Origin of the sequence: Heyndrickxia sporothermodurans, assembly GCF_003055045.1 — a bacterium.
Lineage (GTDB): Bacteria > Bacillota > Bacilli > Bacillales > Bacillaceae_C > Heyndrickxia > Heyndrickxia sporothermodurans.
The window spans coordinates 25,852-47,406 of the sequence record NZ_NAZB01000078.1 but is presented as its reverse complement, the minus strand read 5'-3'; the positions used below and the strand labels follow the sequence as shown (position 1 = coordinate 47,406).

Here is a 21,555-nt window from a genome sequence, read left to right as displayed (position 1 = left end):
AAAAGTTTTGACAAAACGTTATTATACGAGGAGAGAAAAACATGAAAATCGTCGCACTTTCAGGTTCGATCGTAGGTTCAAAAACAAAAACAGCTATGCTCAAAACAGTGGAAATTTTTTCGCGAAAATATCCGCAGCATGAAGTTACCCTGCTAGATTTAGCCGACTATACATTGGAATTTAGCGATGGTCGCAATTACTTTGAATACGAAGGTGATACAAAATATGTGACAGAAACCATTATGGCTGCGGATGCAATTATTATTGGGACACCAACATTTCAAGCATCGATTCCAGCAACACTAAAAAACATTTTTGACTTACTTCCAGTTAACGCTTTTCGTGACAAAGTAGTGAGTGCAGTCGTGACAGCCGGATCAGCAAAGCATTATTTAATGGTAGAACTACAATTAAAGCCAATCTTAGCGTATATGAAAGCTCAGATTGTCCAAACTTATGTCTTCATCGAGGAAAAGGATTTTCACCGGAAAAAATTGTCAATGATGATATACTCTTTCGCCTTGAACGTTTAGTTGAGGATACGGTTTTATTAACAGAAACTTATAAAAATGTGCAAGAAGATAGAGATGCTCAATATGATTTTTGATAAGTTGTCTAAATGTAACTTAGACCCGGGAGCTTACTTACTTTAATCGTATATTGTAATTCGGGGTATTTAGCGAAAAAATTGATAAATCTTTATATACAGGAATTGGAAAGATTGATCAATGAATGGTCAATCTTTCTAATTATATTCTAGTATTATGATAACTTTCTTTAAAGAAATCGATCGTTCTTTTCCAGCATTTGTATGCATTTTAATGCAATTGCTGTAACCTACATTTCAATTCCAAAATACTGTTGCAATGCTTGTTTTCCCTTTGGTGTAAGGTGAACCGCACGGATCGACTCAGCTTTTATGATCCATTTTTGTGTAAAAAAATGAGTAGCAATCGCGGCACCTAACCAGCCTGACATATGATAGCGTCTTTCACTCCAATCAAGGCATGGTTTAGCAAAAATCCTCCTTTTAATCGTAGCCTCTTCAATATTAATTCTTAATTGAAGAAACCAGTTTTTCCCTTGTTCAGTAACAACAAATGCCTCCTTGTCTAAAATGATGATTTTTTTATCAAGCAAAGATTGAGTCACTTTTACACCAAGTTCTCCAGCTAAATGGTCGTAGCAAGTTCGACCATGACGGACTTGTTTCATTTGACTTGATTGTCGTAATGTGCGAATTTCAGCTTGCGGTGCGATCGTTCCTAATTTTTCAATGACCTCGGCGACTTCCTCATTGGCTAGCCGGTAGTAACGATGTCTTCCGTGCTGCTCCATTACTAGTAGATTTCCTTCAACAAGCTTTGCAAGGTGGGAGCTAATTGTTGAATGGGATACTTTCGCCATATAAGCTAGTTCACTGGCTGGCAGTGCTCTCCCATCCATTAAACGATCTAAAATGATGGCACGCGTTGGTTCGGCTATGAGTTTTGCAATATATGAAATATTCGGATATACATTCATATTTCGATGATACCCTAAATGTTTTTATACTACAATAATCTAGTAAAGAATTTACGGGAGGAATTTGAATGAATTCGATTGAGTTAAGTATTTTAAATTTGCAAGAAACACGTCGTCGTTCCATTAAATTATGGAGGTCATTGCCTGATAGCTGGATTGAATGGCAACCGGATAAAGATGCAATGTCTTTTGGAGAAATGATCCGTCACGTTTGGACATCTAGCTATTATTATCATTTAATGTTAGAGAAAAATGGTTCAATTAAAGAGGAGGCACCAGCTTCATTTGATGAGGAACCGATTATATCAATAGAAAAAGAAATTGAACTATCGAAACCCTACTTTGACAATTTCATTTCATATGTTCAATCTCTTTCAACCGATGAATTAAAAAATAGACTTATCGATCGCAGTGATGTAGGCTATCAGCGATACTTAGGGGACATGCTTCTGCGAATTGCCTATCATGATGGAGTTCATGCCGGACAATTTTTACAATATTTACGTATGATCGGTTTGGAAAGACCGTTAATATGGGATTAGAACTGGGATACAGGACTTTAACCAGTATCACGATCATGAATAATAAAAATATTTCTAACAGCCACATGAATGTAAGTGTTTTCACACAGCCTAAGAGTAAAAAAATAATTGACAATCAGATTGATTGATTATAAAATTCAATTTATTAAGAAATTTAAACCAATTAAATATATTCTTATCAAGAGCGACTGAGGGACCAGGCCCAATGACGTCCAGCAACCCCCTATATGGAACGGTGCTAATTCCTGCAGATACGTATGTATCTGAAAGATAAGATGAGGACCCCTCTTCTTATTGTGATGAGGGGTTTTTTATTTAAATATTTTGGATGAAGAGAAGGACAATAGTCGTCTTCATTCGTTAATCCAAGTAAACCAATATTATAAGTTATATTTGATTAGTTTAGTGGAGGGATAAATGATGAAAAAACAAAACAATGTATTAGATCCTAACATTTTATGGCAGCCAAACGAAAATTGGATTTCACAGTCTAACTTGAAAGGATTTTCAGAGCAGGTTGGATTTCCTCTCTTTCCCTATGAGCGCCTACATCGTTGGTCAATAGCTCATCCGGAAGAGTTCTGGTCTGGCGTTTGGGACTTTGCAAAAATCATCGGAGAAAAGGGGAAGAAGGTATTCATTCCACCCACCGTTGATGGAATATTAGGAGCCCAATGGTTCCCGGGGGCCCAATTGAATTTTGCAGAAAATGTTTTGATGGGAGAGGAAGAAGAAATAGCTGTAATTGTTGCTGGAGAGGATGGTACTACTTCACATTTTTCACTACGAGAATTACGTAGCAAGGTGGCGAAAGCGCAAGAAGGTTTACGGAATTTAGGTGTAAGAAGTGGAGATCGTGTTGCTGGAATTGTGACAAACGGAATCGAATCATTAGTAGCTTTATTGGCAACTGCCTCATTAGGAGCGGTATGGACTTCGTGTTCCCCAGATTTTGGCTCTCAAGGTATTATTGATCGGCTTGGCCAAGTTCAACCAAAGGTATTGATTACAGTTTTGGAGTATCAATATAACGGTAAACATTTTGATATCCGTGATAATATCCGTGCGATTTCCGAGGTCCTTGACGAGGTGTCAGCCATAGTAACGTTAACTGAAGGCGATGATTTATTAAAGAACCAGTCAAAGCATGTATTAAATTGGAATGAACTGTGTAAAAGCGGCCCGTTCATTCCAGAATATACGAGAGTTCCTTTTAATCACCCTTTATACATACTCTATACGTCGGGAACGACAGGGCTTCCAAAAGCGATTGTCCACTCGGTTGGCGGTACTTTAATTCAACACGTGAAAGAACATCAGTTGCATTGTGATATAAAGCATGGCGATATTTTGTTTTGGTATACAAATACCGCATGGATGATGTATCCCTGGTTAATTTCGGGACTTGCGAGCGGTGCCGTAATTCTCCTTTATGACGGATCACCATTACCTAAGGACAATATTGGAGTTCTATGGGAGATTGCTGAAAAAGTTGGCGTCACACATTTTGGTACGAGTCCAAAGTATTTGGAAACTTTGCAAAAAGCCGGTTATTCGGTTGGTCAGGAGCATAATTTGTCGCAGCTTCGTAGTGTTATTTCTTGCGGTGCACCACTTTCAGCCGAACAATATGATTGGGTCTATGATTATATTAAAAAAGACATTTTACTAGCATCGATTTCCGGTGGAACCGAAATTATTGGCTGTTTCGTAATGGGATCTCCGGTACATCCTGTACGCCGAGGGGAGATTACTTGTAAAGCACTGGGTATGGCAGTCGATGTGTTCGATGAAAAGGATGTATCGGTTCTTCATCAAAAAGGTGACTTAGTGTGCACGAAGCCGTTTCCAAGCATGCCACTTACGTTTTGGGGAGAGGACGGTGACGAACGGTATTATTCATCCTATTTTACTAAACGTCCTGGAATTTGGACGCACGGAGATTTAGCAGAACAAACTAATGAACAATCAATCATTATTTACGGGCGCGCCGATACAACTCTTAATCCTGGCGGTGTACGTATAGGTACTGCTGAAATTTACCGTGTTCTGGAGCAAATTCCGGAAATAGAAGATTCATTGGTGTTTGGTTTACCAAATGCGGGAGATGAAGAAATAGTATTGTGCGTGGTTTTGAAGGATAGAGAATTAGATAGTGATTTAGCTGATGTTATTCGTAACAATGTTCGTAAAAAAGCTTCTCCACGGCATGTACCTCGTCGTATTTACAGTGTAAATGAGGTTCCTTATACAATTAACGGTAAGAAAGTGGAAGGCGCTGCACGTTCAACGGTGTTAGGACAGCAGGTGAAAAACAAGGGATCCCTTCATAATCCAAATAGTCTTCTAGAGTATATTTCCTTATTAGAAAGGAGCTTCGTATGATGATCAAGCGACGTGTTCCAAATTGCGCCATCATCGGTATTGCGGAACTTACTCCGGTTCGTTATACAGATGGAGCAACGACTTTAGGATTAATTGCAGAGTCGGTTCGATTAGCGGTCCAAGATGCTGGGCTAGATAAAGAGGGGATTGATGGTCTTTTAGTCGGTCCACAAGTGGGTGAAACTCCACAACATGTACCTGCAACAGTAGCGGAGTATCTTGGTCTTGAACCGAAAGTTTCAAATGTGGTCGATCTTGGAGGAGCAACCGCTGCAGGAATGTTGTGGCGAGCTGCAGCAGCCATTGAAGCTGGGATGTGTGAAACAGTTGTATGTGTACTGGCGAATACGAATGAAAGAAATGGAAATCCACGTTCACCTAATCGAAACCCCATTCGGGAATTCGATGTACCATTCGGAGCATCGGGTGCCAATACTTCATATGCCTTATTGAAACGGCAACACATGGAGGAATATGGATCAACTCAGGAACAATTTGCTCTTATTGCACATTGGGCAAGAAAAAATGCTCAACTCAATCCGAATGCAATTTTCTATGGGAAACCACTTTCCGTCGAGGAAGTTTTAAATTCACCACTGATTATCGATCCGATGCATTTATTTGAAATTGTAATGCCGGTTGGTGGTGGTGCAGCATTCGTTATCACTTCTAAAGATAATCTACCTAGTGGAGACCATCCACCGGTTTTTTTACTTGGCGCAGGGGAAAAAATCACTCACCGGGCTGTCAGTCATGCTCCGGCTTTAGAATCGGCACCATTATCATATGCCATTTCAGCTGCACTTGGTCAAGCGAAAGTAAGTGTACAAGATATCGATTTACTTTCTTTATATGATTGCTACACGAGCGTAGTAGGTGTCACGATTGAAAATGCTGGTTTGTGCGCACTTGGAAAGTTTGGTGATTGGATGAAAGACCATTCATTTGGACACGATGGGGATTGGCCACTCAATACTCATGGAGGTCAACTTGGGGTTGGGCAAGCAGATCTTGCTGGAGGTATGTCCCATATAATCGAAGCTGTGCGTCAGCTAAGGCACGAAGCAACTTCTCGACAAATTCGAAATGCAGAGCTCGCACTCGTTACCGGAAATGGTGCGACGTTAAGTGAAGCTACAGCTTTGGTACTGGGGGTGGAGTCATGAGTGAGAAGTATGAACATCTCGTCGTTCCCGGTCCTACGATAACCACTGTTTCAAAACCATTCTGGGATGCAATAGCGAGACATGAATTTTATTTACAAAAATGTACAGATTGCGATCAATGGATTTTTTACCCACGAACGTTATGTCCATATTGCTGGGGCAATCAATTAGAGTGGAAAAAGGCTTCCGGGAAAGCGCGGTTGAAAACATGGGGTGTTGTACATAGGCCAGGACATCCTGCTTGGCAAGATGTGACTCCTTATATGCTTGGAGTGGTTAAGTTAGAAGAAGGACCAACGATGATGACCCATCTGTTGCTCGACTCAGATCAAGATTTACAAATAGGTTTACCATTACAAGTAAGTTTTACAAAATGTAATCAAGTCTGGATGCCTTTTTTCACTAGGTTGTCAGATAACTAAATTAACTTTTACCTTTATGTAAGTTCAACAAGTTTTTTAAAATAGTTAAATGTAAATAGAGGAGGGGTTTGTTTTGGCTCAAAGTCTATTGATTGAAAAGGAAATAATAGAAAAGGAAAAGGACTTTTCCAAGGAGCATCGAAAAGTTGCTCTCGCTAGTTTTATAGGAACGACGATAGAATGGTATGATTTCTATCTATATGGAACGGCGGCTGCACTTGTTTTTCCAGCATTATTTTTTCCTAATTTTGATCCACTATATGGGACATTAGCTGCATTTGGCTCTTATGCGGCAGGATTCATCGCTCGACCGCTTGGAAGTATGGTATTCGGGCATTATGGAGATAAGCTAGGACGAAAGAAAGTACTAACGATTTCTCTTTTGCTTATGGGAATATCTACATTCTTCATGGGATTACTCCCATCGTACCATTCAGTTGGAGTACTTGCACCACTATTAATTAGTCTCTTACGTGTTATACAGGGATTTGCCATCGGTGGCGAATGGGGATCAGCTGTAGTAATGGCTGTGGAACATGCACCGAAGGGGAAACGGGGACTTTTCGGAAGCTTTCCACAAATGGGAGTTCCTGCAGGGCTCCTTCTATCCACGGGTGTATTTTCATTCGTATCAACAAACATGTCAAATGAAACCTTCCTCAATTGGGGCTGGAGAATTCCATTTTTATTAAGCATCGTGCTTGTTATGATTGGCCTCTATATTCGTTTAAAGGTGAGTGAATCGCCAGTATTCCTAGACGTTGCAGAAAAAAAGCAACAAGAGAAACGACCTGTTATAACTGTTCTGCGTAATCAGAAGAAACCATTGTTTTTAACGATTGGAATGAAATTAGTACAAAATGCTGTGTTTTACGTTTACTCCGTATTTATTCTGACTTATCTTGTAAGTACACATGGAATTGATCGCTCGGTTGGACTCAATGCCGTGATGATCTCTTCAGCTATTGGATTTGTTACGATGCCACTATGGTCTTACTTATCCGATAAGATCGGACGAAAGCCAGTATATTTATTTGGAACGGTTGCTTCAACATTATTTGTTTTTCCTTTTTTCTGGTTTATGAATTCGGGCTCCGTTTTTTTGATAACAATTGGAATTATCCTAGGCTTGAATGTTTTACATGATGCTGTTTACGGACCGCAGGCTGTGTATTATTCCGAACTCTTTTCTACAAAGACACGGTTGAGTGGTGCATCAATCGGTTATCAAATTGGAGCGATTCTCGCGGGAGGATTTTCACCGATTATTGCTACTGCTTTGCTAGCAAAATTCGATGGTCAGTACTGGCCGATTGCAATCTATCTAATTGCACTTGGGGTGCTTAGTATTATTGCTACTTTATATGCACGCGAAACGTATCGGAACTCATTGACATGACTTATTAAATTCATTGACATGAATTTTTAGTGATAAAATTTCAAATATAAGGGTGATTCAATTGAAAAAGGCTGTTTTGATAGATGGTGTTCGTACACCGATTGGTAGGTTTAAAGGAGTGTTCCACTCTAAATCAGCGATTGAACTAGGTGTTAATACAGTTTCTGAGTTGATTCGTCGTTATCCTATAGCAGCACAAGCCGACGGTGCTATTTTTGGTCACGTTATTCAAGCCGGACAGGGCCAAAATCCGGCACGTCAAGTTGTGTTTAATGCTGGGATGGATATTAATACACCAGCCATCACATTAAACAATGTTTGCCTTGCTAGTTTAGCAGCTGTAGCTGATGCTGCTCGTCGAATAAAAAGGAGCGAAGGGGATCTATTCGTTGTTGGTGGTTTTGAATCGATGACGAATGCACCGCATTTTTCTACCCTACGTAAAGATGTCAAAATGGGATCAGTAGAATTTAAAGATTCGCTAGACGATGGATTATGGTGTGCACTCTCCAATGAATCGATGGGCGGAATATCTGAAAAGGCGAATCGCCAATTTAATATTAATCGCCAAGAGCAGGACGAATATGCAAAACAATCACAACTAAGGGCAGCCAGAGCTCAGGTCTCCGGGATATTTAAGGAAGAGATTGTGGGGGTTCCCATTTCTGATCAACTTATCACTGAAGATGAATGTATACGCCCTCAAACCACCCTTCAAAAATTACAAATGCTAAGACCTGCATTTGAAGAAAGTGGAACGATTACTGCTGGAAATGCCAGTCAAATGTCAGATGGTGCTAGTGCCGGTCTAATTTCAAATGTAGATACTTGTGAAAAAATTGGCAAAGCACCACTTGCCACGATCATCGATTGGGCTTTCGTAGCCGGACCGGATCCTACACTACATTTGCAACCCGCAAATGCAATCAAGTCGTTGCTGGAGCGTACAAAATTAAGATTATCAGATATTGATCTGTTTGAAATTAACGAAGCTTTTGCGAGCGTTGTGATCGCTTCTCAACGCAAATTAGGGTTACCAAGTGATATAGTTAATGTGAATGGTGGTGCGATTGCCCTAGGTCATCCTTTAGGTGCTAGTGGGTTTAGGACATTATTAACTCTTGCCTTTGAACTTAAACGTCGTGGAGGAGGAAAAGGTATTGCCTCCTTATGCGGTGGTGGAGGTCAAGGAGCAGCAGTTTTGATAGAAGTGGAGTAAGTGGATGCCACCTTATGAAAACTTATATATTGTAAAGAAAGAAGACCCATATATTCAAATAAACCTATTACCCAATAAGTGACTATTCGGCGGATTATTTAGTTAATATTAAATAGGGGTTTTTTCTTTCTATTCTTTATCAGAAACGATTCTTCATAAAAGGATCGTTTTTACTTTTTTATTGGAATCGAACATGAAATTGTCGAATGTAAAAGTTTATTCATATTTTTTGGGGTTATAAGATTAAATATCTCATTTTAATAAAACGAACAACAATTTTTGGTAGAAAGATCCAGGATTAAAATTAATAATTTAAGTATTTATAATTTGGCAATAAGTTGGGTAAATTAACCAAAAGATCGAGGTGTGTATGTTAATAAGAGGAATTTTGTAAGGAGTTTACCGCTACTAGTTGTATGAGGAGAGGATGTATAATGTCTAACAATCGTGAGAGTTCAGTAGTAGGAAATGAAGTACAGGTAGTGCTAGGTGAATATTTGTTTGATTGTTTGAAAAATGAAGGGATTACTGAAATATTCGGTGTTCCTGGAGACTTTAATTTTTCATTGCTTGATCATTTGGAGAAATATGAGGGAATCAATTTTGTGAACGGTCGTAATGAACTTAATTCAGGATATGCAGCTGATGGTTATGCGAGGGTTAAGGGAATAGCAGCGCTGATAACTACTTTTGGCGTAGGCGAATTGAGTGCTTGTAATGCGATTGCTGGTTCCAATAGTGAACATGTACCTGTTATTCATATTGTGGGGGCTCCACCATCGATGGATCAACAGGAGCATAAATTAATGCACCATACATTAATGGATGGAAATTTTGATACGTTTCGTAAAGTATATGAACCCATTACAGCGTATACTGCTAAAGTTACCCCCGAAAATGCAATGCTGGAAATTCCAACAGCGATTCATATAGCAAAAGAAAAGAAGAAGCCGGTATATTTGGTAATTGCTGATGATTTAGTAATGAAGCCAATAGTGATGCGTAAGCCCATGCTGCCAAAATCCCCTGTGACCAATCCAAAAACATTGCAAGCGGCACTTGCTCATGCTAAACAATTGTTAGAAAGCAGCGAGCAATCCGTCTTCCTTGTTGATGTGAAAATGATGCGATTTCATCTTCAACAAGATGCACTTGCACTTGCTGAGGCGATGAACTTACCGGTAGCGAGTATGATGTTCGGCAAGGGAGGTTTTGATGAAAGTCATCCAAATTTCATTGGGATGTATGCCGGACAATTTGGCAGTGATGCTGTGCGCAGTTTCGTAGAATCTGCACAATGCGTTATTTCTATTGGACTTGTTTGGGCAGATTCAAATACTGCAAAATTTTCAGCGATGCTTGATCCACTGAAATTGGTTGACATTCAACCAGATAAAGTGAAGATTGGACAAGCTGAGTATCCGAATGTGCTAGCTCAAGATATGATAAAAGCGTTAAAAAGCTTAGGATTTAAACAAGAAGAACCGATTCCAAAATTCCCTTTACCTTATACTGAGGAAAAGCAAAATCCGGAAGGACTGTTGTCTGCTCAAAGCTATTATCCACGTATTCAGCAAATGTTAAAAGTAAATGACATTGTTATCGGTGAAACCGGGAGCTTTTTTTACGGTTTATCACAAATAAGACTGCCACGCGGTGTGACATATATTACACAAGGTGGCTGGCAATCCATTGGATATGCAACACCGTCCACTTTTGGTGCATGTATTGCAGCACCGGAGCGGAGAGTATTGTTATTTACGGGGGACGGATCATTGCAGTTAACTGCGCAAGAAATCAGTTCGATGCTTGCCAACGACTGTAAGCCAATTATTTTTGTTTTGAATAATTGTGGGTACACGATCGAGAAGTATTTAAATGTCAAAACGGAAAATCAGTTATATAATCAAATACCTAATTGGGAATATACGAAGCTTCCGGAAGCATTTGGTGAAAGTGCATTCACAGCGGTCGTAAAAACGAATAAAGAGCTCGATGATGCAATTAAACAAGCCGAAGGGGCAAATAAGCTTTGTATCATTGAAATGATTATTAATAATCCACTTGACGCACCGGAATATATGGTTAAAATGAGGGAGTATTTAAAACGGTAGGGATGGCAACTTTCTCATGGGGGGATTATATTGTATAAGGTTGAGATACGACGGCCGAGGCTAGAGGATATTGAAGAGTTGAATGAATTTTTTCGTTTAGTTATTAAGGATACATTTGCTAGGGAAGGGTTATCGGAGTTAGTTGAGGAGATTGAACATGAAATAGAAGAAAAGAATACCATTTTAAAAGGTGACCTTGAAAGTAATGGGAAGAATCATTATTTTTTAATTGCGTTAGAAAGAAATAGAATCGTTGGATCGATTGCATACGGCCCTTCGAATGAGCTAATTAATCGTTGTACAGAGGGCGCTTATAAAAATATATTTGAGATAGGCACCGTATTTGTGCATCCTGATTATCAAAGAAAAGGAATAGGAAATATTCTTTTAAATAGTATCTTTTTTACTTTGCATCATAAGGGGGTTGAAGAATTTTGTTTGGATAGCGGTTATAAAAATGCACAGAAAATATGGAAGAAAAAATTTGGAGAACCCAATTATTTATTGAAGGATTATTGGGGCGAGGGTAGTGATCATATGATATGGAGAAGGAATATGAAGGATATATCGATAATATTTAAAGTTAATTAAAAAACTTTAAATATAAAAAGGAAGAATAATTAGATTAATTACGCTTTTTTCAGTTCTATTGAAATCCATTTGACTTTGAGTATAATTAACAACATGTCTTGTATATGGTTAGGAATAGGGCCTAATCGTTTCTACCAAGCTGCCGTAAATAGCTTGACTACAAGAAGTTGTTGTTCTACTACAATGAATCGTTAGTAATCAATTTCTTCTTGAATTTAATGGCAGCTTCCACTTTTAGTGGAAGTTTTTTTATATTTATTTCATTTGAAGCCACTCTAATAGGTAGATGCAAATGTTTGGTTTTTTGGAATTGGAGGATAAATATTGTGAAACATTTTTTTCAGTTTGCACAGCGTCAAACGTCCTATAAGCAAGAAACGATGGCGGGGATTACTACGTTTCTGTCGATGGCTTATATATTAGTAGTCAATCCAATCATATTAAGTCAATCCGGTATGGATAAAGGAGCTGTTTTTACGGCGACAGCCATTTCGGCTATTATCGGTTCATTATTAATCGGACTATTAGCGAATTTCCCAATTGGTATTGCGCCGAGTATGGGGTTAAACTCCTTTTTTACCTTTTCAGTATGTATCGGCATGGGCATTCCGTGGCAAACCACGTTAACAGGTGTATTTATTGCGGGTATTCTTTTTATTTTATTAAGCTTATTTAAAATTCGCGAAATGATCATTAATATTATTCCCGAGGATTTGAAATACGCAATCTCAGGCGGACTTGGCTTCTTTGTCGCGTTTGTCGGTTTAAAAAATGCAGGCTTTATTATTTCAAATAAAGATACAGTCGTGTCATTAGGAGATTTATCGAAAACAACAACAATCTTAGCTATTATTGGACTAGTCATTACTGTAATAATGATGGTGAGACGTATTGGGGGAGCTATATTTTATGGAATGGTTATTACCACTATTATAGGGATTGTATGTCATGTGATTGATAAACCAACACATATTGTCGGAAAAATTCCAAGTTTAACTCCAACTTTTGGGGTCGTGTTTAAGCATTTAGATCAAATTTTTTCTCCGGATGTATTAGCGGTTATTTTTACCTTTTTATTTGTTGCTTTTTTCGATACGGCTGGCGCGTTAATTGCAATTGCCAGTCAAGCGGGACTCATAAAAGATAATAAAATTCCAAATATCGGGAGAGCTCTTCTTGCTGATTCTACTTCAATTGTTGTTGGTTCAGTACTAGGAACATCTACAACCGCATCGATGGTTGAATCTAGTGCGGGTATTGCAGCAGGGGGGCGTACAGGATTCACGTCTGTCATTATATCCTGTGGTTTCTTCATTGCCTTATTCTTTTCACCATTATTGTCAATCGTAACTTCGGAAGTTACCGCACCGGCTTTAATTATTGTTGGAGCCTTAATGGCCTCCGAAATAAAACAGATCAATTGGAATCGAATCGAAATAGTTTTTCCTGCATTTGTAACGATTATTATGATGCCTCTCACATCTAGTGTTGCGACGGGAATTGCGCTTGGTTTTATTTTATATCCAGTAACAATGATTGCGTTAGGTAAATGGAAAGCCGTTCATCCGTTAATATATATTTTAAGTCTTGCATTTTTAGCTTATTTTGTATTTATCGTTTAAAAGGTTTTCAATTAATGGGTGTCCGGTTGGACACCCATTTTTTGCGAAATCAACCATTCCTGTTATTGGCCCTGTTGATTTTGTAATGATTGTTCAGCGTATGCGATCAAACGTTTTGTCATTTCGCCACCTACTGAACCGTTAGCACGTGCGGTCGTATCAGCACCAAGTTGAACTCCAAACTCATTGGCGATTTCTTGTTTCATTTGATCCAGAACATTATCCGCACCAGGAACCAAAAGTTTGTTTCTAGCCATGATACATCACTCCCGACGAAGTTTTGAGCAAAAAATTTATTTGCTCGTTTCTATTATTTCCTATTCAATTATGTTTATCGTGTAAAATATTTCTAAATTTAAGGATGTTAATTGAGAGAAGTATAAGGGTGAGGGAGTCCGTTTTTGGAATAACGAAAAATAAGAAGTCTTTATTTTGAATAAAGACTTAAGATACAGTTTAATTTATATTTAGAAAGCTTAAATTTTAAGTTTGCTTTTTATTTTTTCAATATCTCGCTCATTTTTTTCAGTTTTTCTAAAAAGTAAATTAATATCCGCATTCATTTCAGTATCTCTTTGTCTTAGGTCCTGCCTAATGCTCGTAAAATTTTCTATTAAAAGGGTTGTGCTTTGCTTGAGCATATCTTTTAGTTCAATTTGTCCGGTTTCTAGGTTTTCTAATCTACTGTCGACAGTATCAAGCCGTTTATCAACTTCAACAAATTTCTGGTCAATGGCATCAAATCGTTTATCGACTTCAACAAACTTCTGATCAACTGCGTCGAATCTTTTGTCGATACGATCCAATTTTGTATTCGTTTGAGCCTGTCCATTTTCTAGTTTTCCAACGCTTGTTTCAAGTCTTTCTAAAATATCTTTTAATTCTTGATCCACTAGTCACACCTCCTAATCTTAATGCAATTATAACATAACACTAATAAGGAACAAGTGTTCTGTGATGATTTTATATAAGCATATAAGTTTGTTTTTTGCCATCAAATTGTTACTATAATAATACTCTTGACAATGAAAGGAAATATAAATCATGACTACTATAAATATACCCGTTTCTGTATTAAATCTTGCACCAATAAGAGATGGACAGACGACGAAACAGGCAATTGATTCTATGGTGGATCTTGCCCAAGCTGTAGAAAAATTGGGATACAAACGATATTGGATTGCAGAACACCACAACAGCCCGACATTAGTTAGCTCTGCAACTTCGATTTTAATCAAACATACACTTGAACATACAGAAAGTATTCGTGTTGGATCTGGGGGAGTGATGCTTCCGAATCATTCTCCATTAGTTGTTGCTGAACAATTTGGTACGATGGAAACAATCTATCCCAACCGTCTGGACCTTGGTCTGGGACGTGCACCGGGAACAGATATGTTAACCGCAAGCGCTTTAAGAAGGTCAAAAAACGATACGGTCTATACTTTCCCAGAAGATATTAAGGAAATACTTACTTATTTCGGTCCGGAAGATCAACAAAGTTATGTAAGGGCGTATCCTGGGGTAGATACAAATATCCCACTATATATTTTAGGCTCTTCCACAGATTCTGCTCATTTAGCGGCAAGCATGGGTTTACCTTATGTGTTTGCATCCCATTTTGCACCGAAACAAATGGAAGCAGCGATTTCAATTTATCGGAAACGATTCCAGCCTTCAGAGTACTTGGATAAGCCGTATATGATGGTTTGTTTAAACGTAATTGCGGCTGAAACAGATGAAGAAGCAGCATTATTATCTACATCGATGCAGCAATTTTTCTTAAATGTCGTTAGAGGCACTAAAATTCCGATGCAGCCACCGGTTGATAATATGGATAAGCTTTGGAATCCGATGGAAAGAGAAATGATTGAATCGATGTCAAACATGACGTTTATGGGAAGTAAAGATACAGTTACAAAACAAATAACAGATTTCCAGGATAAATATAATGTTGATGAAATCATGGCCGTTTCTTATATTTATGACCCTGAAAAACAAAAAAGATCGTATGAAATATTTAAAGAGGTAGTTGAAGGTAGATAAATTGTTATTTGCGCATATTTCACGTCAATAAAGGAATTCTAAAATCGAGGTGAAATTAATGAAAAAGCAAAACGTAGATAACAACGTAGAAAATGTTAATCAAAGTGAAACGGCTAGTAGCACTGTCGACAGTAGTATCGAAGAACAAGCAATGAATGGCTTGTATGGTATGCTTGAAAGTGAAGAAGAGAGTCAACAAAATTATACAGAATAGAAAGCCTTAAAGCCTTGCTCCTTGTGAATGGGAGGGGGCTTTTATTTTATATTGGTTTCAATCCTTTATAAAAAGTAGCAAACAAGGAACGTGTGTAGCAACTTCCAAATAGGCGTAAAAATTCCGCTTAATTAGTGAATTTTATTAAAAAGGGCTTAAATAGTCGGACAAATTCCGTCTATTGACTCGAAAAATGCGAAAATTGGAGATTTTGCTTTGCATAGTCGGAAAACCTCCGCCTATATATGCCCGAAACGACCACCATTCAGCATTTAATCGGAAAATTTCCGCCTATTATACTTTTCTGGTTACCGACTTAGGATGCTTATTTAAAAGGGAATGAATTTTAACAAAAGCGACCGCTTTACTTTACGGAAATTGTGTTTTAAAGAGGAATAGCAAATTATTTGAAGAAGTAGTAAGTTGCAATGCAAATCAACAAAGGTGTGAGATGATGATCATTGAAAATAAACTGACTAAAAAAATATACAGAAGAATGGTTTTGCGAAATGAATTGTTCGGGAGTAAAACTAGCTTAACAATCCTTGTTCTGTATGTAATATTGTGGCGAGTCACGTATACGATAACAAAAATAGGGCAGTTAAAAACGACAATTCCATTATTTTTGATAATTATTTTTCTAATTCTAACCCTACTAATCTATAAATTTATCGTTTATAAACGGCGTATGAAAAAAGAATTATTTGAAATGGGCAGTCAAATCGAAATGAATGATAATCAATTAACGATAACAAAACAAACCGGAAGCAAAATTGTTCTCCCACTAGAAAAATTAATAAAGATAAAAGAGAATAAAAAGTGGTTTTTCTTATTTTTTCAAGAAAATACATTCATTCCGGTTTCAAAAGATGCCGTCGAAATTGAGCTCTTCAGACAGTCCATAAAAGGGACAAAAACGAAACCGTTAGTTTGGAAACCAACAGTGACGCTCTTTGCTTTAGTTACAATTGCTGGAATGTATTTTGTAGGTAACAATGCCGTTAATTTTAACGGGGCACTAGCATGGAAAATCAATGAATGGAAAACAGATACAAAAGTTAAGTTGAAAAATGACAATTTTTACTCAACAAAGCTAACTGGAATCATTGATTCCGTAAAATCAAAAATAAAACTAGAACCGTATTTAATGACCAATGATTTAGAAATTAGATTTGCAAAAGATGGGACCATCACTAGCATTGAAACGTATATTTACGGATACGACAAAAACAAAAAATTACAATCGGGATATTTAGTCTATTACGATAAAACCAAAAGCAATAAAATAACTGTTCACAAACAGCATTGGAATGGGGAAGGAACAACCAAATATGAACCAGACAACGATTTATCAATCGTCATCAACATGCTTAACTCAATTCCGGTAGAAGATGAAGTAAAACAATGGAACGAAGACAATCTTGCAGTTATGTATAAGGGAATAAGAAGCTGGGGGTACAACACAACCGGGATTCATTTTATTGGTGAAAACGGAAAGATAAGCATTCCTTCATCCATGACTACAGAAATCATTGGACCGACCATCTCTTTATACATACCAGGTAAGGAAAATATGATAACACCAAAGCGATATATATTTAAACCATAATGGGTCAATGGGAGTTGGATTGTTTGTAAAAACTAAAAAAATTTACAGAATGTATGTTCTGGAATCCTTATATATGTTATTATTGGAGTAGCTATGAGCGGGGGAGGGCGGTAGCACCTTAAAACTGTTCCTTGTTATGTGATTATGTCACAACGAGACAGGAGGTGTTGCCAATGACTATCTTTGAGGCGCTGGTTTTAATGATCAGTTTTGCCACTTTGATTGTCATCATTATAAAGGAAAAGTAACCCTCCCAGCTTTAGCGAGTAGGTGAAGGGTTACTCCTTTCCCGAATAAGCTACCGCACTTCCTGCGGATTAGCTATTCGAACGCTGATGTATATACATCAGCGTTCCTTTTATAATATTCCTATAATTAGTATAATATACTTTGATGGATAAAATCAATGGATTTCAAGTAAGATGGTGAGTTAAAAATAAATCCTCTAGTTCACGCTCATCATGGGATTACCGATTTTCTTGTTTAAACACCCGATAGGAATAGTAAATAGGAAGCACGACAGATACAATAATACTAATTATAACGATAGCTTCTCTCCAACCAGCAGGAATAAATGTAGATAACATCATAATGATTCCTGCGATAAACATAATTTTTCCGCCAAAACGATGTGTTTTTCTCCATACCGTATCATTAGACAACGTCCACGGAGTTCGAATCCCAATGAAGAAATTTGTCCTTACTGTTTGAAGAAAGTTCCCTAAGATGATAAAAATTGCACCTACTATAAATGATCCCAAACTTGACATCGGTATTGGATAACCAAGACTGTATAAGATGATAAGTAGGTTTAAAATGAAAAGAATGAACAATAATGAATTGACAATAATTCCATAGCTTCTCGAAAAAAACTGATAATTTTCTTTTTTAGGATCTACTTTTGGCAAAAATAAAAACATAATATAAAGAAATATCAACAAGCCTACCATGGTCATCATTGCGCCTAATTTTGTAGAATATCCATTAACATTGCCGCTAAAATCCCAATGTGTGGCTATTTGCGATGGCAGGTGTGGAAAAGCAATCAACCAAACAATCACGGATAGGACAATGATAAGAAGTGGGAAAAAATGCTTTTTCATAATCTCAACTCCTATTATTTTCCATAAAAATTAAAAGCCCAATTTATAATATCTTGAAATACTGTCGTATTTAATGAATAAAATACGTACTGACCTTTTTTTTCATCTTGAACTAATCCGGCATTTTTAAGTAATTTTAAATGTTGCGAAATACTTGGTTTACTCATATTAAAATGGTCAGAAATTTCGCCGGCTGTTAAATCTTCCTCCTTTAATAAGTCTAAAATTTTGCGACGGGTTGGATCTGATAATGCTTTAAAAACCTCGTTCAACATTACATCTCCTTTTAAGTATTTAGTTATTTACTTAAATACTAAAATGAAAACAAAATAAAGTCAACTACAATTTATAAATCAACCCTAATTTCTGTTATACTATGAGTACTCGAAATATAATGGACTGCATTCACTACTGATTGAAAGGAACAAATAAATGGAAAATATAACGTTTAACCACATTTATACGCTTGGCAATATCGTTTTTGAAAATGAATTATATAAACATTTTCATTATCCGGAAATGTTAGTTCGCTATGATAGTAATTTTATAGAGTTTAAAACAATGCCTTCCATTGATGAATTTAAGGCAGCTTTCACCTATTTACGTGATTATCATAAAAGGCATGGTCAATCTCATGTAAAATTCACTTTTCCGGAAAATCAAAAGCCGCCAGAGGAATTTCTTGAATATCTCAACGATAACGATTTTCTGTATGGATATAATGAGTTATATGTGATTCAACCGAACCAATTTCCTCGTTTGAAGGATGACCCAGATATAAACATAACTCCAGTCACTTCCGAGAACCTTGATGCGTTTTTAACGTTGCAATATACATTTGATGAAGAATTTGGGGATGAATTCGCAAAACAAAAGGTAGCACTGCATCAACGAAATTTTAAAGATGAAAAAATAATGCAGCTCCTTGCATATTACAAAGGCCTTCCAGCTGGTTCAGTAGATATCATTATTTCTGAAGATACTGCGGAAATCGATCAGCTGTCTGTTTTAGAATCGATGCAAAGAAAGGGGATTGGCGGACAATTGCAAAAGTTTGTGATGGATCACTTTTCTCAAAAAACGGTTATTCTTGTTGCAGATGGAAATGATACACCGAGGGAAATGTATCTAAAGCAAAACTATCAATACGTTGGTTTCAAATATGAGTGTATAAAAGTTTTTGATTCTTAATCAAAGGTTACTATTTTCATAGAGAAGGAGGGGATTAACGAAAATCCACCTCCTTTTTCTCATTGTTATTTAACTTGGCCAGGACCTACCCAACGCTCCACTTTTGCTTGTTTGCTAGAATCTGTTTCAGATGTAGTTGTAAGTGTGAGCTTGTTTGGTGTAGGTTTTTGATTATTTTTTCCACCCAGCGGGATTTTAACATATACAGGAATATCCACACTTTCACCAGCTTTTACTTCAATGACATTATTTTCTAGCATTGTTTCCCAATTCGCTTGTGTTTTTACATTCAGTCGAATGAGATCTGTAGCTTTACCGGTATTTTTTACGTTAAAGTAATAGACTGCTACACGACCGGGTACTGCCGGTATCGTTTTAGTGGAACTTGATTTTACCGATACACCGCGTTTGTAGTTTCCGGATCCATCCATATGACGTACGGCCACACGATAAGATAAGGCTCCTTTTTTGTCGTATTTTTTTCCTAACACATAGAAATGTAGACGGTTGTATTTGTCCTCATACTCGCTTACTACGCCATCACCTGTCCCAGCTTTAAACAATGAATCTGCTAACTGTTGATAATCGCCTTTTGATAGCATAGCTGTTGTTCCATCTGGTCTCTTGAAGTCCTCTTGATTAATATCTTCTTTATGGGAATCGACGACCCAAATATTAGGGGCAGATTCGGTATTTTTCGTTTTCGCTAATAAGACACCTGAATCAGGAGCGAAGGAGTCGTAACCAACTCTATCAACGACTTCAACGGTATAATTGTTATACCATTTTTCCCCGCGCTGCATATCTGCACGCCAATCATCTTCTAATGAATTTTTCGGCGTGTGATCGACCATGCTGATATTGATTCCGTGTAATCCAGTACGACCAAATTCTTTCCCGATAGGTACTTCTCTTGCAAGAATATCAGCGAATACAGGACCAGTTTCAGCCAATTGATCTCGATCTAAACGAAGGTATTCATCATCTTCTAGGAATCCTTGTTTAATCTTGTTCCGCAACATATGATGGGAAGGAGCTGAAGCACCTAGAACGGATGGAACCATCCAACGTGTGTGCGGTCCGCCTGGTCCATTAAAGCTTCCGCGGCTCATGAGTTCCCAAGGGCCAGAATAGGAACGAGAAACCGGTACTCCATATGGATTATTATAATTATCGCCGAGACTCATAATGTGACCAAATTCATGTGCAAAGGTACCCATGCCATCATTTTCCCCTTGAATGGACGTACCTCCACCAGCACTTGACCAAATTCCTTTAGCCGCATACCAAGAAGTCCAAGGAACATAACGGGTTACCGCTGAGTTCTTCATGCCATTGATTTGCGGACCGAATGAATCAGGAATCGCGTCCGGATTTAAGAACATCATTTCACCAAATTCCTGCCAAACACCAGATTCATCATACCCAGCATGAACGATGAATTTGAAATCATATGTTTCACCCGACGCATCCATGTCAGCCTGAGCTTTATTCACCGCTTCTGTCCGCAAGTTCTTTCCGCTGAACCCTTCAGGCATATTTACATTCTGTCCAAATTCCTTTAGTCCATATTGGAATTCATTCGAATCCATACGGTATGGACCGAATGAATCTAGCTCTATTTTCCATTTACCATATGAATTTTCTCTCCAATAATCATTAACAGTACTATAATTGTTTAGTGGCTGTGGCTTACTTAAAAAGTCCACCCAGAACTTCCCTAATTGATCACGCGGAATATTTCCAATTCCAACTGGATTTCCTGCTATTTCAGATCCTTCAGGCTGACTCAACATAAATTCTCGATCAGGAAAATCAACAATGATTAATGCACCCTTGATGACTCGTTCAGGCTTCACATCTGCAGTTTTCCAGTCAACCCCGGGAACTGGTCGATAATCATCCCATGTCATATCTCGCGGGAGAACCCACGACAGTGGATCAACAGGTTCAGGAAAAGACTCCAGCCCAGGCTTTGCCGCATACGCTGTGGTAGAAACGGTAATAAAACCAACACTAATGGCACCAACTATTAATCTTTTTAAAAACTTCAGAACACCCACCCCTTTACTAGTTTTCTATTTCGTACTACTAAATCATACAACTATTCAAAATAATCTGATAGACAAAATGCTAAAAATTTAAAAAATGAATAAGAGTGCCTATAATATTTTGCTTATCTATACGCGAAGGGACCTATTACTAAACCCAGAAAATACTCCACATGTACTAGGTTTTCTAATATTAATTGCACATGGATTATTATGTAAAATGAATTTCAAAGGAGAAAAAAGTCCAAGTAAAGAAGAAATTTCTCAGAATGGTTGTTTGAATGGAATTGGATCCAGCTAGTGCTCAAAGAAGTTTTTATTCACTTGTATAACAAAAAAATAGTGTTGAAAATCGAT

At 37.6% G+C, this 21,555-nt stretch carries 20 protein-coding genes, 1 pseudogene and 2 riboswitches; of the genes and pseudogenes, 15 read left to right on the top strand and 6 right to left on the bottom strand.

All coding sequences use genetic code 11. The annotated features are described in order from the left end of the window. The first annotated feature begins 41 nt into the window (after nucleotides 1–41). Nucleotides 42–607, top strand: a pseudogene (locus tag B5V89_RS19090) (NADPH-dependent FMN reductase). A 230-nt stretch (nucleotides 608–837) separates the two neighbouring features. Here the strand turns inward: B5V89_RS19090 and B5V89_RS19085 are convergent. Beyond that, nucleotides 838–1,524, bottom strand: coding sequence for an ArsR/SmtB family transcription factor (locus B5V89_RS19085; protein WP_108073562.1), 687 nt, complete (start codon nucleotides 1,522–1,524; stop codon nucleotides 838–840). Between the two features lie 68 nt (nucleotides 1,525–1,592). Here B5V89_RS19085 and B5V89_RS19080 point away from each other — a divergent pair, with 68 nt between their 5' ends. The 9 genes from B5V89_RS19080 to B5V89_RS19040 all read left to right on the top strand — a co-directional run bounded on the left by B5V89_RS19080 (nucleotide 1,593) and on the right by B5V89_RS19040 (nucleotide 12,984). Continuing rightward, nucleotides 1,593–2,066, top strand: a complete 474-nt coding sequence (locus tag B5V89_RS19080; protein ID WP_108073560.1) for a DinB family protein — start codon at nucleotides 1,593–1,595, stop codon at nucleotides 2,064–2,066. Between the two features lie 172 nt (nucleotides 2,067–2,238). Continuing rightward, nucleotides 2,239–2,343: riboswitch (SAM riboswitch) on the top strand. Nucleotides 2,344–2,486: 143 nt separating this feature from the next. Then, the gene (locus B5V89_RS19075; RefSeq protein WP_108073558.1) at nucleotides 2,487–4,451 is read left to right on the top strand and encodes an acetoacetate--CoA ligase; all 1,965 of its coding nucleotides are present in this window, start codon (nucleotides 2,487–2,489) and stop codon (nucleotides 4,449–4,451) included. Beyond that, nucleotides 4,451–5,617 carry a thiolase family protein gene (locus tag B5V89_RS19070; RefSeq protein WP_108073557.1) on the top strand — a complete coding sequence of 389 codons (1,167 nt, stop codon included), beginning with the start codon at nucleotides 4,451–4,453 and terminating at the stop codon, nucleotides 5,615–5,617. Before B5V89_RS19075 ends, B5V89_RS19070 begins: the two co-directional genes overlap by 1 nt. Further along, entirely contained in the window at nucleotides 5,614–6,039 is a 426-nt protein-coding gene (locus tag B5V89_RS19065; RefSeq protein ID WP_108073555.1) for a Zn-ribbon domain-containing OB-fold protein, read from the top strand. Before B5V89_RS19070 ends, B5V89_RS19065 begins: the two co-directional genes overlap by 4 nt. Before the next feature lie 73 nt (nucleotides 6,040–6,112). Next, the gene (locus B5V89_RS19060) at nucleotides 6,113–7,438 is read left to right on the top strand and encodes an MFS transporter (protein WP_108073553.1); all 1,326 of its coding nucleotides are present in this window, start codon (nucleotides 6,113–6,115) and stop codon (nucleotides 7,436–7,438) included. A gap of 61 nt (nucleotides 7,439–7,499) precedes the next feature. Further along, on the top strand, nucleotides 7,500–8,657 hold the full coding sequence (locus B5V89_RS19055) for an acetyl-CoA C-acyltransferase (protein WP_108073552.1): 1,158 nt from the start codon (nucleotides 7,500–7,502) through the stop codon (nucleotides 8,655–8,657). Between the two features lie 434 nt (nucleotides 8,658–9,091). Further along, nucleotides 9,092–10,771 carry an alpha-keto acid decarboxylase family protein gene (locus B5V89_RS19050; protein ID WP_108073550.1) on the top strand — a complete coding sequence of 560 codons (1,680 nt, stop codon included), beginning with the start codon at nucleotides 9,092–9,094 and terminating at the stop codon, nucleotides 10,769–10,771. A gap of 30 nt (nucleotides 10,772–10,801) precedes the next feature. Further along, nucleotides 10,802–11,362, top strand: coding sequence for a GNAT family N-acetyltransferase (locus B5V89_RS19045; protein ID WP_107920093.1), 561 nt, complete (start codon nucleotides 10,802–10,804; stop codon nucleotides 11,360–11,362). Nucleotides 11,363–11,440: 78 nt separating this feature from the next. Further along, a riboswitch (purine riboswitch) is annotated at nucleotides 11,441–11,542 on the top strand. A 146-nt stretch (nucleotides 11,543–11,688) separates the two neighbouring features. Then, nucleotides 11,689–12,984, top strand: coding sequence for an NCS2 family permease (locus B5V89_RS19040; protein WP_108073548.1), 1,296 nt, complete (start codon nucleotides 11,689–11,691; stop codon nucleotides 12,982–12,984). A 62-nt stretch (nucleotides 12,985–13,046) separates the two neighbouring features. Here B5V89_RS19040 and B5V89_RS19035 read toward each other — a convergent pair whose 3' ends face one another. Then, nucleotides 13,047–13,241, bottom strand: a complete 195-nt coding sequence (locus tag B5V89_RS19035; RefSeq protein ID WP_066231494.1) for an alpha/beta-type small acid-soluble spore protein — start codon at nucleotides 13,239–13,241, stop codon at nucleotides 13,047–13,049. A gap of 219 nt (nucleotides 13,242–13,460) precedes the next feature. Next, nucleotides 13,461–13,877, bottom strand: a complete 417-nt coding sequence (locus B5V89_RS19030) for a hypothetical protein (protein WP_108073547.1) — start codon at nucleotides 13,875–13,877, stop codon at nucleotides 13,461–13,463. A gap of 151 nt (nucleotides 13,878–14,028) precedes the next feature. Here B5V89_RS19030 and B5V89_RS19025 point away from each other — a divergent pair, with 151 nt between their 5' ends. From B5V89_RS19025 to B5V89_RS20805, 4 genes are all read left to right on the top strand, one after another. Then, complete coding sequence (locus tag B5V89_RS19025) at nucleotides 14,029–15,030, top strand: LLM class flavin-dependent oxidoreductase (RefSeq protein WP_108073545.1); 1,002 nt, start codon at nucleotides 14,029–14,031, stop codon at nucleotides 15,028–15,030. A gap of 58 nt (nucleotides 15,031–15,088) precedes the next feature. Beyond that, nucleotides 15,089–15,244 carry a DUF4021 domain-containing protein gene (locus B5V89_RS19020; protein WP_108073543.1) on the top strand — a complete coding sequence of 52 codons (156 nt, stop codon included), beginning with the start codon at nucleotides 15,089–15,091 and terminating at the stop codon, nucleotides 15,242–15,244. A 454-nt stretch (nucleotides 15,245–15,698) separates the two neighbouring features. Further along, on the top strand, nucleotides 15,699–16,853 hold the full coding sequence (locus tag B5V89_RS19015) for a YcxB family protein (RefSeq protein WP_108073541.1): 1,155 nt from the start codon (nucleotides 15,699–15,701) through the stop codon (nucleotides 16,851–16,853). Between the two features lie 173 nt (nucleotides 16,854–17,026). Continuing rightward, nucleotides 17,027–17,101: a putative holin-like toxin gene (locus B5V89_RS20805; protein ID WP_373454625.1), complete on the top strand. Its 75-nt coding sequence runs from the start codon at nucleotides 17,027–17,029 to the stop codon at nucleotides 17,099–17,101. Nucleotides 17,102–17,320: 219 nt separating this feature from the next. Here B5V89_RS20805 and B5V89_RS19010 read toward each other — a convergent pair whose 3' ends face one another. After that, entirely contained in the window at nucleotides 17,321–17,956 is a 636-nt protein-coding gene (locus tag B5V89_RS19010; protein ID WP_108073540.1) for an SdpI family protein, read from the bottom strand. Between the two features lie 14 nt (nucleotides 17,957–17,970). Beyond that, the gene (locus B5V89_RS19005) at nucleotides 17,971–18,228 is read right to left on the bottom strand and encodes an autorepressor SdpR family transcription factor (RefSeq protein WP_066231475.1); all 258 of its coding nucleotides are present in this window, start codon (nucleotides 18,226–18,228) and stop codon (nucleotides 17,971–17,973) included. A 160-nt stretch (nucleotides 18,229–18,388) separates the two neighbouring features. Between B5V89_RS19005 and B5V89_RS19000 the strand changes: the two genes are divergently transcribed. Next, entirely contained in the window at nucleotides 18,389–19,147 is a 759-nt protein-coding gene (locus tag B5V89_RS19000; RefSeq protein WP_108073538.1) for a GNAT family N-acetyltransferase, read from the top strand. A 65-nt stretch (nucleotides 19,148–19,212) separates the two neighbouring features. Here B5V89_RS19000 and B5V89_RS18995 read toward each other — a convergent pair whose 3' ends face one another. Continuing rightward, entirely contained in the window at nucleotides 19,213–21,210 is a 1,998-nt protein-coding gene (locus tag B5V89_RS18995) for a M6 family metalloprotease domain-containing protein (protein WP_244913546.1), read from the bottom strand. Nucleotides 21,211–21,555: the final 345 nt, after the last annotated feature.